The organism is Bacillus sp. RAR_M1_44 (assembly GCF_020165935.1).
GTDB lineage: Bacteria > Bacillota > Bacilli > Bacillales > Bacillaceae > Bacillus > Bacillus altitudinis.
The window spans coordinates 1,541,647-1,554,284 of record NZ_JAIUKX010000001.1 but is presented as its reverse complement, the minus strand read 5'-3'; the positions used below and the strand labels follow the sequence as shown (position 1 = coordinate 1,554,284).

Sequence of the window (12,638 nt, the reverse complement as noted above, 5' to 3'; positions counted from 1 at the left end):
GTCCAATGAATGAAAGAAGCTGTCATATTAGCTTGTCCTTGCCCATAGGATAAAAGAGATTCAATGACAAATGGGGGCAGCCAATATGAAACCAATGATATGGACAATCGCAGGAATTTGCATCATCATTTTAATGATTCCAACCTTACTCGTGTTGCCGACGTTCCAAGGAAAACCAGCGGCCAGCCAACACGTAGCAGCAGAACCATCAGTTAAAAAAGAAGTGAAAGGTTCAGTCAAATTGAAACAATCACCCGTCTCCATTCCCGTCTACCGTTCAGCGCATCAGCAGGTAGAAAACATCCCCTTAGAAGAGTATGTGATCGGTGTCGTCGCTTCTGAAATGCCAGCCGATTTTGAAATTGAGGCGCTCAAGGCACAGGCACTCGCCGCTAGAACGTATATCGTCAGACAAATGATCATTGATAAAACCGTCAAATCTCCACAAGGTTCTCTTGTAGATGACACTCAAATGTTCCAAGTGTACAAAAATAAACAGGAACTGAAGAAAATTTGGGGAAAAGCGTACAATTGGAAATTAAAAAAGGTCACAGAAGCTGTCGCCAGTACACAAGGGAAAGTACTGACGTATGACGAAAAACCAATTGATGCTTCCTTCTTTTCAACAAGTAATGGGAAAACCGAAAATGCAGAAGCTTATTGGAAAAATGAAATCCCTTATTTGAAAAGCGTCTCAAGCAAATGGGACGAAAAATCACCCAAATTCCAAAACAAGAAAACCATCACAGTGAGCGAATTTCAGCAAAAACTGGGTGTGACCCTTGGCCAGCAGCAGGTGGGAGAAATTGTAGAACGTACACCAGGCAATCAAGTAGCCAAAGCCGTCATTAACGGAAAAACATTGTCGGGTAGAGACATTCGCGAATCACTAGGATTGCACTCTGCGGACTTTACATGGGAACGAAAGGGTCAGCAAATCGTGATTACAACAAAAGGGTATGGCCATGGTGTGGGCATGAGTCAGTATGGTGCACATTATATGGCACAGTCAGGTAAAAAAGTAGAGGCGATCGTGAAACATTATTATCAAGGGATAAAAATTGAATCAGCTGATCGCTTTCTGAACACATATATGGCTAAGAAATAAAAGCAAAGGTGCCTCAAAATGGGGGCATCTTTTTTTATGTGTGAAGAGGTTTGAACAGAATGTGACAAATTGCGACTTAAGACGCACCTCAGGAAATCTTAAACATTTACATCCCGACAAGAACCGATGGCCGATACAAAGCCCCTCGAAAGAATGAGAAAACGAGGGTGACAAAAGAGTCTTTAGGTGAAAATATCTAGACATCTGACAGAATTTTAGTGATTTTGATGAAAGAGAAAAAGGGATCGAGTCCTATACCATTCCAAGACAGAATATTTTACGATTAAGATGTTTCAATCAAATACATAAGGAGGAAGGAAAAGCATGTTGAAAAAAGTATTTACACTCGTAACCTTAGCTGTATTGACATTATCAATGTCAATCTCTTCACCAGTATTTGCAGAAGCAGCATCAGCCAAAAAACATAAGAAAGATGTAAGAGTGACCATCTTACTTGATGCAAGTGGAAGTATGGCAAGAAAAGTGGATGGAGAGCGCAAATTCGATTTAGCAAAACAAGAGGTATTTAAATTTGCTCAGTCTCTTCCGAAAGATGCTAAAATCCGTATGAGCTTGTTTGGGTCTGAAGGAAACAACAAAAACTCAGGTAAAGCTCAATCATGTGAAGTCATTAGAGGCGTTTATGGCGTTCAGCCTTATGAAAAGGATAGTTTCGAAAACTCTCTAAACGGTCTTGGACCAAATGGCTGGACACCGATTGCACGTGCTCTTGAAAGTGCAAAGCAAGCAGATAAGCAGCTTCATAAAGGAACAAAACACATTGTGTACTTAATTACTGATGGTGAAGAAACTTGTGGTGGAGATCCAGTGAAAGTAGCGAAAGAGCTTCATAACTCAAAGGGATCTACTGTAGTCAATGTGATTGGATTAGACTTTAACGATGGCTATGAAGGTCAATTGATGCAAGTAGCTAAAGCTGGTAAAGGTCATTACTACCAAGCAAGCACTGGGAAAGAAATGGGTTCTATCCTTACAGCAGAATCATTAAAACTACACGAATAACTTGCTGAAGAAAAGGGAAACGATTGATTGATGCTTTCGTTTCTCTTTTTCTGTACAAATGAAAAAAAGGGAGATTTTTTAATGAAAAGAAATATTATATTAACCATTTTAGCGAGTCTTGTTCTGCTTCTTTCTTCACCAGCTCATGCTGTAACGAAAAAGGAGCCTGCTCATGTGGTGATTTTACTTGATTTAAGCGGAAGCATGGCACAATCGGTTGAAGGCGAAAAGAAAATCGATATCGCAAAACGCTCGATCCAAAGTTTCGCAAGTATTTTATCAGAAGATACAAAAGTCTTGCTTCGTGTTTTTGGTCATGAAGGAACGAATAAAAATGCAGGAAAAGCCGTTTCTTGTGCAAGTTCCGAAGCAGTTTATGGATTTGGAACATATGAGCAAGCAGCCTTTCAACAAGCGCTAAATGTGTATGGTCCAACAGGCTGGACACCACTTGCCAAAGCATTAACTGATACGAAACAAGATTTTGAAGATCACCAAGCTGAAGGAAAAAATATTGTATATGTTGTCAGCGATGGTGAGGAAACATGTGGCGGAAGCCCATCACAAGCAGCGAAGCAATTACATGAAGAAGGTATTGACACAATCGTCAATATCATTGGCTTCGATGTAAATGAAAAAGAAGCAAAAAGTTTAAAATCTGTTGCCAAAGCTGGTGGTGGACAATATCAACCAGCAGCAAATGCAGAAGAATTGAATCATATTCTTCAAAAAGAAGCGAACTCTTTTGGTCAATAAGATGTGAATAGACAGCTGGGGAGAAACCCCCAGCTGTTTTTTCATAAAGGATCAATTTAAAGTCGTTTCTAATTCATCAATCCGTTTCTCCACGTAGTGCTGATCTTTTCTTGCATGAAAGGTTTCGGCTTTTTCTAATATCGCGGTGGTATTGTATTCTGGAATCTGGGAATAGCTTTCGTAAACTCCTTTTGGTATTAACACGTTTCCTTCAGGCCAATAAACTGCAATATTTCCACGTTTCAGCTCTCCGAATTGAGCAACTCCTTGGTAGGATCCATATTGATTGAAAAGGACAACAGGATCGCCTTCTTGGACGTAAAGCTCTTTCGCATCTTCTTCATTCATCAAGATAGAATGCCGCTTTCCACCATTAAAGGCATCCTTTTCACTGTAAATCATAGAGTTGAATTGCTTGCCTCGTCTTGTCGTGATATTGAAATGCCCCTCAGTTTTTCGATATTGGGGCAGCTGTGCTGGGAGCAGGTGTCCTTTTCCATCCGGTGTTGGACACACCCCATCTTCGCAAAGCCATGCGCCACCCCATTGAAAGACATCCCCTTTATGACGCAAATGCTGGATCCCATCATAGTTCCGATTTGCGATGGCAATCTCACGACGAATGTCTTCAGCATGGTCAAAATGAATCAGCTTCGCATCTTCTGGACGAACCCTTTTTGCTAGGTCAATATAAATGTCCCATTCAGCTCTGGCTTCTTCAATGCGTGGCCCTTCAATTTCCGGACTGAAATACACCATGCGTTCCGTACTGGTTGATGTACCGCCGCCTGGCTGTTCATATCTTGTCATTGCAGGCAGAACAATCACAGTCTCTTCTGCTTCTACCAGTGTAGAGGTGTTCAAAATAATATCTTGATGGACACGAAGTTCAAGCTCGGATAGTGCTTTTTCAATCGCTTCAGGATTTGGCATCGTTTCTAAAAAGTTTCCACCGCTAGTAAACAGCATCTTCAGCTTTTGCGGGTGTTCTTTTGGAAGAGCCATTTTTTCAAATGATTGCCCAATCGTGTCACCATGCCATTTTGGAATATCAAATCCCCATATCTTCTCGATTCTTTTAATATTCTCTTCATCAAAATCACTGCCGGGCAATACGAATGGATCAGCACCCATTTCGCCTGAACCTTGGACACCGCTATGGCCACGAATAGGCATAACGCCACAATGTTTTCTGCCAATAAACCCGCGTAACATGGCAAGGTTTGCGACTTGTGATATATTATCAGTTGCAAAACGATGCTGAGTGAGACCCATACTCCAAATAAACACGCCTGAATTGGCATTGGCAAGCAGTACAGCGAATTCCTTCATTCTTTCTTTAGATAAGCCTGACGATGCTTCGAGATCCGCCCATTTTAACTGAGCGACATGCTGCTTTACATCTTTTATGCCGGTTGTATGCGCTTGGATAAATTCATGGTCAAGAGCGGAATGAGGCGCTTGCTCTTCCATTTCAAACCAATGTTTGATGACACCATTCATAAACGCAATATCGCCGCCTATATTGACTTGATAAAAATCATCCGCTATTTTTGTGCCGAATAAAGCACTTTCTGGGATAGAAGGGACCCAATATTTTTCCATTGCAGGCTCTTTATATGGATTGATGACAATGATCTTGGTTCCTTTCTTTTTAGCGGCGTACATATATTTAGTGGAAACCGGCTGGTTGTTTGCTGCAACAGAGCCCCAAAAAATCAATACATCTGTTCCAATCCAATCACTGTAATTACAGCTGGATGCACCTATACCAAGGGAGCGTTTAAGAGCGGTTTTGCTTGGTGAATGGCAAATACGAGAAGCATTATCGATATGATTTGTTCCAATATATCGCGCAGCTTTCGCCGCAGTATAGTACACTTCATTCGTAATCCCTCTAGCTGTTAAATAGAAAGCAAGCTGACGTTTATCAATCGATTTGATTTTAGCGGCGATTTGATCTAATGCACCATCCCAAGAAATGCGTGTAAAGGCATTCTCACCTTTTTTTCGAATCAGGGGATAAGGGATACGCCCAAGTTTTCGAAGGGACGTGCTATCCATTTGTTTGAGCCGCTCAATATCTTCGAACCATTTTGGATCAATAGCTGGCATTGTGTTAAGCCGTAGCACATTCAGTCTTGTTGTGCATATATGGGGTCCTGCTAGTGTTTGATCGTATAAACCTGATACACCAAGAGCACAGCCGTCACAAACGCCCTGAGTCAATATACGGTACGCATAGGGGAGGTTATCTTTGTTCTCCCATGCCACTTTCATTGTGTCTCGAATGTGTTTCGGTTTTACTTTTCCAAGCCCCATAGGAGCAAAAGAGGCCCATAGCTTTGGTGAGGGTTTTTTGTTGAGTTTAATAGGCCCCTTGTGTTTTGTTTTTCCCATGATATCGTCACCCTCCTATTACTTTGTAAAGCGTTTTCATATCTAAAAATTACCTGTAGATTGTCATTCTGTCAAATTCATATTAAGAGCGGACCGTGACAGAAGAAGGAGCAGTAAGATTTGATTCACGAAGTTGTTTAATATCCTTCCGAATGAGAAGAGATATGATAAACGCAATGAAAAATAGGCCAGAGAAGACCATGAGACTTTGTGTGTAATTGCCTGTAATGTCACGAATAAAGGAGGAAAATAAAGGTCCTGCTAAACCAGCAGCGGCCCAAGCGGTGAGAATATAACCGTGTATGGCACCTAGCTGCTTCGTACCAAATAAATCTCCTATATAGGCTGGAATTGAAGCAAACCCTCCTCCGTAGCACGTATAAATGATCGCCATCACGATTGAAAAGATGAGCGGATCTTTTAAGTAGGGAAGTAAGGGAAAAGCAATGAGCTGTATAGTAAAGAAAATCGTATACGTATTTGGCCTTCCAATATAATCAGAGAAAGATGCCCATCCGATCCGTCCTAGCCCATTAAAGGCACCTAAAATTCCAACAAGAGTAGCTGCTGCACCGGCCGTGAAACCAACACTTTCTTGAGCAAGCGGTGATGCTACAGAAATAATGGCAATTCCGCATGTGATATTAATAAAGAGCATGACCCACAAATAATAAAAACGCCGTGTTTTAATGGCTTCATTTGCTGTGAGCTGTGATAAATCTTGAGGAATTTTCCTTTGGCTTGTTTTTAGCACGTTAAATTGTTTGACATCATCAGGTGTTGGTGGTGATAAATAAAGAGATGAAACGACCATGATGATAAAATAAGAGATTCCGAGAATATAGAAGGTATTTGTAATATCAACTTTTTCAATGAGAAATTGAATAATGGGACTGCAAATAAGAGAAGCAAATCCAAAACCCATAATGGCTAAACCCGTTGCGAGTCCTCTTCGATCTGGAAACCATTTGACTAATGTTGAAACTGGTGCAATATAGCCTACACCTAATCCGATTCCAGCGAGTACACCATAAAATAAATAGAGGAGAGATAATGAAGACATGTGAACAGCAAACCCTGATCCAGTCATCCCAATGCCGAAGAAAATAGCTGAGAAGAGCCCTGATGCCCTCGGCCCATACTTTTCAACGAAATGCCCCATAAAGGCAGCCGATAAACCTAAAAATAAAATAGCGATGCTAAATGTCAGGCTTATTTCTGTTAATGACCATTGAAAGGTTTGATGTAAAGGATTCGTAAAAACACTCCATGCATAAACAGATCCGATAGATAAATGAATCCCCACAGCACTTGTAGCGATAAGCCAACGGTTTTTTGTTTTGTTCATTGTGTTCCCTCCATATAAAGCAAACAAAAAGTTTGATAAGATAGAAATATGTTACATTTTTATGACTTTTTAAAATAATATCACAATTCGTCTGGTTCATATAACTAAATTTGTGTTGAAAGGAAGATCAGATCATGAATCCTTCTGTTAAAACGAAACGACGCATACACCAATATCGCAGTGGTCAAATGACATGTAAAACAGATGAAGTTGTAGAAGAATTCCCTTTAACCGTGCTGGTGAATGGTGAAGAGTTTGTCACACTCGTTTGTTCACCGGATCATTTGAAAGAATTGGTGATCGGTTTTTTAGCTTCAGAAGGAGTCATTCGATTTGAAAAAGAGATTAAAAGGTTTACAATAGATGAAAGTATGGGTTTTGCATATGTTGACTTACATCACTCAACTCAGTTCCAATCCTCAGATTTTACAAAACGAGTGATCGGATCTTGCTGTGGGAAAGGAAGACATTTTTATTTTCTCCAAGATGTGAAGACGGCAAAAACAGCCATTGACCGAATCAGTATTTCTGCTGAAACTTGTATTTATTTAATGAAATGTTTACAGGAGGAAAGTCAGTTATTTCAACATACTGGTGGTGTCCATAATGCTGGACTGTGTGATACAGAAAAGCTATTCATCACTAGGACGGATATCGGACGGCATAATGCGTTGGATAAAATCTATGGATATTGTTTACTTCATAAAATCCCACTGAGAGATAAAATTCTTGTATTTAGCGGCCGGATATCATCTGAAGTTCTGTTGAAGGCAGCAAAATTAGGAGTATCAATCGTCATATCAAAATCAGCTCCTACTGAGTTAGCACTTAAAATGGCAGAAGAATTAAATATAACAACAGTTGGATTCGTAAGAGGAGAATCTTTTAATATCTATACTCATCATCAGCGTATTACAGAATAGGAGGCTAAGTATGGTCAGTATTATGGATAAAAGACATCGACCATTGCGCGATTTAAGAATATCCGTAACAGATCGCTGTAATTTTAGATGTACGTACTGTATGCCTGCTGAAATCTTTGGACCAGATTATCCTTTTTTAGATAAAGAAGAGCTGCTTAGCTTCGAGGAAATTGAACGACTTGCTGCGCTTTTTGCAAAGGAATTAGGTGTGGTGAAATTACGTATTACGGGCGGTGAACCTTTAATGCGTAAAGATTTGCCCGTTTTGATAGAAAAACTCGCAAAAATTCCAGGTATTGAAGACATCGCGATGACAACCAATGGAACGCTGTTACCTTTGTACGCAGATAAGCTAAAGAAAGCAGGTCTGAATAGAGTCACCATTAGTTTAGATTCTTTAAATCCAGATCGTTTTAAGCAGATGAATGGAAGACAAATTTCTATCCAAAAAGTATTTGATGGGATAGAGGCTGCAAAAAAAGCTGGACTTGCTATTAAGATCAATATGGTTGTCCAAAAAGGTGTGAATGATCAAGATATCTTACCAATGGCAGCCTATTTTAAAAAAGAAGGACACATTCTACGATTTATTGAATTCATGGATGTTGGCAATACGAACAAATGGAATCTCAAGCATGTATTGACGAAAAAAGAGATTATGGAGCTAATTCATTCAAAATACCCTATCAAACCAGAACCTCCTCGATATCAAGGGGAAGTAGCCAAGCGTTATTTTTATGAGGATGGGTCAGGAGAGATTGGCATTATTTCTTCCGTTTCAGATGCTTTTTGTGGATCGTGTAATAGAGCTAGACTATCTGCACGTGGCGAATTATTCACCTGTCTTTTTGCATCATCGGGCTTTGATCTGAGACGATTCATCCGTAATTCAGAAAATGATGAATATCTAGTGAACATATTGAAGGAACTTTGGTCAAACAGACAGGATCAATATTCAGCTGAGAGAGAGCAAAAGAAAGATCAGAAAAAAGTTGAGATGTCCTACATCGGCGGGTAATGACAACAAAGTATCATGATCATCGATTTTTGAAAAGAAGAGAAAATGCTATAATCACTGTTGAAAATCTTCTTTTAACATCAGGACAATCTTTCCTATAAGCTCATCCCCATAAAAAAACAGCAGAGATTCTGCTGTTTTTTTAAAATGCTATTTTGTACCTCAAAATTGACGGAGTAAGGATGAAAAAAAGATTTTTATTCATTTTGTCCTGCTTTACATTGACAGGAACTATGCTAAGATCAAATCAATCTTTACCAACTCGATTTTTTCACTCCTGGAATCTGTCCTTTATAGGCAAGCTCACGAAAAGCAATTCGAGACATTTTAAATTTTCTCAAGTAACCTCTAGGACGGCCAGTTAATTCACAGCGGTTTTTTAAGCGAGTGGGTGAAGAGTCTCTAGGTAGTTTCTGCAAAGCTTCATAGTCACCTTTTTCTTTTAGCTCTTTCCTTAATTGTGCATATTTCAAAACGAGCTGCTGCCGCTTTTTTTCTTTTGCAATTTTTGATTTCTTTGCCATTTAAAACCCTCCTGGTTTAAGTGTGTATGTTCCATTGAAAGGGGTCTTCAAACGTTGTCCAATCTTGATCAAATTCTTCAGGTGTGAGTAAGCATTGATCTAGTGTACGAATAATATCTGCTTTAGGTAAATCTACACCGATAAAGACAAGTTTTGTATGTCGATCACCAAACTCTGCATCCCACTCATCTAGAATGTCTGGTTCCTGATTTAAGATCCGTGATCGTTCTTGCTCAGGCAAGGCAGCAATCCAGTATGCGATTGGTTCAATTGCCACAGATTTTCCGGCTTGTGAAATTAAAATGGTTAAATCATGATGTGTCGCTAGCCATGTAAATCCTTTCGCTCGAACGATTTGCTCTGGCATTTGATCTAACCATGCATTCAGTCTGCCAGTATGAAAAGGAAGCCTTCTTTCATAAACAAAAGATGAGATTTGGTATTCTTCTGTTTCAGGCGTATGCTGAGAGTGTCCAGCATTGATTTCTTTGATCCAGCCCGCAGAAGCACTAGATTTTTCAAAATCGAATAAACCAGTATTCAAAATATCACTAGGCTGTACGTTACCTTTAGAGGTTCTAATAATGGTTGCTTCTGGTTGAAGTTTGGTTAGCACGTGCTCAAGCCGATCTAGTTCTGATGCCGATACAAGATCACATTTATTGATAATGAGCACATCACAAAATTCAATTTGATCAATAAGTAAATCGGAAATCTCTCGTTCATCATCATCTGAAACTGCTTCTTTACGATCCAATAAACTTTCTCCTGACTGGAAATCTGTCCAGAAACGGTTTGCATCTACCACCGTTACCATCGTGTCTAATCTGCAAAAACGTGTCAAATCTATGCCCATTTCTTCATCAATGTAAGAGAAAGTTTGAGCGACAGGAATTGGTTCACTAATACCTGTAGATTCAATGACAATATAATCGATATTCCCAGCCTTACAAAGGCGTTCTACTTCAATTAATAAATCTTCTCTCAATGTGCAACAAATACAACCATTAGATAGTTCAACCAGTTTCTCATCTGATCGAGAGAGTTCTCCGCCTTGCTTAACTAATTCTGCATCAATATTTATTTCGCTCATGTCATTGACAATAACAGCTACTTTTAGACCTTTACGATTCTGAAGAACATGATTTAATATCGTGGTTTTTCCAGCTCCTAAAAAGCCGCTTAGAACTGTGACAGGTATTCTCTTATCCATTTGGTTTAGTCCTTTTGAACATAATCATTTTGTATGCCGCCTCGCTTAAATAGTAATCGTTACGATTTGAATCCCGAAAATTATTTTGTTTCCCGATGAAGGGTGTATTTCTTTAATCGTGGAGAATATTTTTTTAACTCCAATCTGTCTGGGTTCGTTCGTTTATTTTTTGTAGTGATATAGTTTCTGTCACCTGTTTCTGTACAGGCTAAGGTGATTTTCACGCGCATAAGTGCTATAACCCTCCTTTATTCCGTAATGATTACGATTTGTATTTTAAAATGATAAAGGCTGATTGTCAAGTTTAGTATCAAGGCTATGCCAACTCAAATAAAAAAGGGGTATCGCATTTTATTGATACCCCTTTCTATTAATAAAAGTCACCAAGTTCTTCTTCGTAATAATCTTCGTACTGTTGGACATCGGTAGGAAGCTCTTGGAGAAAGGCTAGCCCGCCTAGTATAAACATCAAAACGATCGCGATGAATGAGAGAATAACGGCGGCAATACTTGAAATCGCAAACAGTGTTTGCATTTTCATCATCTTAGCATATTGTTCCAATAATTCTTCGTAAGAAGTATCAGGCGCTTGAATCAATTGTTCAGCTGCTTTCACGGATTTTTGGACATGAATTCCCATCATAATCAGAAAAACGCCAATGGCAGCAGGAAGAACAAGCCAAAACCCACTGAGGATGGATAGACCACCTGAAATATAGAGAAAGATGCTCCCAACCTTTCCCCACTTTGTTATTGAATGAAGAGATTGAATGATTTTCTCAGTTTGTTGCAATTGTGTTCACTCCTTTATGTATTCACTCTATATCATACTTGAGCAAGTAGTACTTTAGGAAGAGTGAATTGACCTTATTTCTATCTTTTATTTACTTTTTATGGATAAATAAATTATTTTCGAATACGAAAAAAGTAACAATTACTACAATTATAATCGAAAAATTTTGTCGTAAATAAGAAAAGTAGTTTGAAGTAATTAGAAAATTTATCAAAATATGTTGTTAGTTGTCTATCAATTGGTTATTATTGTATTGTATTACCATAAAAATTGGAAGGTGGAATTCATATGTTAGATCGAATTTTAAACAAAATGACCAATGTTCAACCTGCAGCTGCTAGATGTATTTTGCAAAGATTGGTAACTTCTTGCCAATCAGCACCAACTTGTTTCCTTCAAGGCGTTGGAACTTTCCGTTACTATGTGGATCGTGACACAGGTGAGATTTGTACTAGCCAAGAACGCGTTAAATGTGGCTGCTAAATTTAAGTATCTTATTTATTAGGGTGTGAACGCATGAGCATAACTCCAATTTCATTAGTAACAAATGCTATGCAGACGTCAAATAAGCGTCAAGCAGGCCATACATCAAATTCTTTTTTGACCCAAGCAGCGCAAATTGTTCAAGGCGACCATTCTCCAGAAGAGAGAAAGGCGTTATTTCAACAACTGACTTTAGTTCAGCAAGGAAAAGATTTAGAGCTTCATGTTTCTAAATTAAAGGAACTAGAGAAAGAGGTTCAAAAAGAGGGGTCTTCTTCCGTTACTGTGAATCAGCACGGTGATCAAGTTGACATTTCAAATGAAGCTCGCAGTGAGTTTGAACAAGCTGAGGAACAAACATCCGCTTCAAGCGAAGCTAATGAAATCGCTGCAGAGGAAAAAGGGAAGGATGTTCAGCCAAATTCACAGTAATAAAAAATGAGGCATGTGTTTGATGCTCTTCACATGCCTCATTTATCTTTAGTTTGCAGCTAGTCTTGAATAAAGACCGTCTGGAAAAGGTGCTGCATATGAGATGGTATCATTGTCTTCTACCATGATGTAGAACGGAAACTCCTGAATTTGGAATGCGTTTATCAATTGTTCGTCTACCGGAATAATTCGCAAGTTTGTTTCGTTATCACGATATAATTCTTGGTCCTTTTTTTGCCCGTTTTTCAACAAAATACTCAATGAAACGTTTAGTTTACGCTGCTTTTTTGTTTCTAGGAATTGTTCGAGTGATGGAATGCAGTGCGGACATGCTGTGTCAGTGAAGATCAGTAATTGTTGTGTACGATTTGTTTGCAGCAGATCATTCATGTGAATGGGTGATGGCTGTTCGAGAAGTGGATGCGCAAGTTTCTGCCCCACGTGTTCTATAGGTAAAATGATAAGCTGCATCTGTTGTTTTAAATAGATGATAATTCCAGCCGTTAATAGAAGACTGCAAATCATAAGAGCGAGCTGTATAAGAAAAATTGAATTCATCGTATATCGTCCTCTCAAAGTGAAGTTACGCAAAGCTATCATATTACAAATATCAAAAA

Annotated in this window: 13 protein-coding genes; 6 read left to right on the top strand and 7 right to left on the bottom strand. The window is 39.0% G+C overall.

Annotated features, from left to right (window positions below; all coding sequences use genetic code 11):
• The first annotated feature begins 85 nt into the window (after positions 1-85).
• The 3 genes from spoIID to LCD34_RS08305 all read left to right on the top strand — a co-directional run bounded on the left by spoIID (position 86) and on the right by LCD34_RS08305 (position 2,887).
• Positions 86-1,108: a stage II sporulation protein D gene (spoIID, locus tag LCD34_RS08315; RefSeq protein ID WP_008343381.1), complete on the top strand. Its 1,023-nt coding sequence runs from the start codon at positions 86-88 to the stop codon at positions 1,106-1,108.
• Positions 1,109-1,432: 324 nt separating this feature from the next.
• Positions 1,433-2,131, top strand: a complete 699-nt coding sequence (locus tag LCD34_RS08310) for a VWA domain-containing protein (protein WP_080934067.1) — start codon at positions 1,433-1,435, stop codon at positions 2,129-2,131.
• Between the two features lie 81 nt (positions 2,132-2,212).
• Positions 2,213-2,887 carry a VWA domain-containing protein gene (locus tag LCD34_RS08305; RefSeq protein WP_224558781.1) on the top strand — a complete coding sequence of 225 codons (675 nt, stop codon included), beginning with the start codon at positions 2,213-2,215 and terminating at the stop codon, positions 2,885-2,887.
• A gap of 51 nt (positions 2,888-2,938) precedes the next feature.
• Here LCD34_RS08305 and LCD34_RS08300 read toward each other — a convergent pair whose 3' ends face one another.
• Positions 2,939-5,287: an FdhF/YdeP family oxidoreductase gene (locus LCD34_RS08300; RefSeq protein WP_019743252.1), complete on the bottom strand. Its 2,349-nt coding sequence runs from the start codon at positions 5,285-5,287 to the stop codon at positions 2,939-2,941.
• 82 nt (positions 5,288-5,369) lie between these two features.
• Positions 5,370-6,635, bottom strand: coding sequence for an OFA family MFS transporter (locus LCD34_RS08295; RefSeq protein ID WP_224558780.1), 1,266 nt, complete (start codon positions 6,633-6,635; stop codon positions 5,370-5,372).
• 134 nt (positions 6,636-6,769) lie between these two features.
• On the opposite strand from LCD34_RS08295, the gene fdhD reads away from it, so the two are divergent.
• Both fdhD and moaA read left to right on the top strand, forming a co-directional pair.
• Positions 6,770-7,558, top strand: coding sequence for a formate dehydrogenase accessory sulfurtransferase FdhD (gene fdhD / locus LCD34_RS08290; protein ID WP_224558779.1), 789 nt, complete (start codon positions 6,770-6,772; stop codon positions 7,556-7,558).
• Positions 7,559-7,568: 10 nt separating this feature from the next.
• Positions 7,569-8,576, top strand: coding sequence for a GTP 3',8-cyclase MoaA (gene moaA / locus LCD34_RS08285; RefSeq protein WP_041091416.1), 1,008 nt, complete (start codon positions 7,569-7,571; stop codon positions 8,574-8,576).
• A gap of 254 nt (positions 8,577-8,830) precedes the next feature.
• On the opposite strand, the gene rpsN is transcribed toward moaA, so the two are convergent.
• The 4 genes from rpsN to LCD34_RS08265 form a co-directional block, all read right to left on the bottom strand.
• A complete protein-coding gene (rpsN, locus tag LCD34_RS08280) occupies positions 8,831-9,100 on the bottom strand; it encodes a 30S ribosomal protein S14 (RefSeq protein WP_008343369.1) in 270 nt (89 codons plus the stop codon).
• Positions 9,101-9,116: 16 nt separating this feature from the next.
• Positions 9,117-10,313 carry a GTP-binding protein gene (locus LCD34_RS08275; RefSeq protein WP_041507895.1) on the bottom strand — a complete coding sequence of 399 codons (1,197 nt, stop codon included), beginning with the start codon at positions 10,311-10,313 and terminating at the stop codon, positions 9,117-9,119.
• A gap of 80 nt (positions 10,314-10,393) precedes the next feature.
• Positions 10,394-10,543, bottom strand: a complete 150-nt coding sequence (gene rpmG / locus LCD34_RS08270; RefSeq protein WP_003214771.1) for a 50S ribosomal protein L33 — start codon at positions 10,541-10,543, stop codon at positions 10,394-10,396.
• A gap of 140 nt (positions 10,544-10,683) precedes the next feature.
• A complete protein-coding gene (locus LCD34_RS08265; protein ID WP_007497598.1) occupies positions 10,684-11,106 on the bottom strand; it encodes a DUF5362 family protein in 423 nt (140 codons plus the stop codon).
• A 516-nt stretch (positions 11,107-11,622) separates the two neighbouring features.
• Between LCD34_RS08265 and LCD34_RS08260 the strand changes: the two genes are divergently transcribed.
• The gene (locus tag LCD34_RS08260) at positions 11,623-12,021 is read left to right on the top strand and encodes a hypothetical protein (protein ID WP_007497596.1); all 399 of its coding nucleotides are present in this window, start codon (positions 11,623-11,625) and stop codon (positions 12,019-12,021) included.
• 48 nt (positions 12,022-12,069) lie between these two features.
• Here LCD34_RS08260 and LCD34_RS08255 read toward each other — a convergent pair whose 3' ends face one another.
• On the bottom strand, positions 12,070-12,579 hold the full coding sequence (locus LCD34_RS08255) for a hypothetical protein (RefSeq protein WP_017360027.1): 510 nt from the start codon (positions 12,577-12,579) through the stop codon (positions 12,070-12,072).
• Positions 12,580-12,638 lie beyond the last annotated feature (59 nt).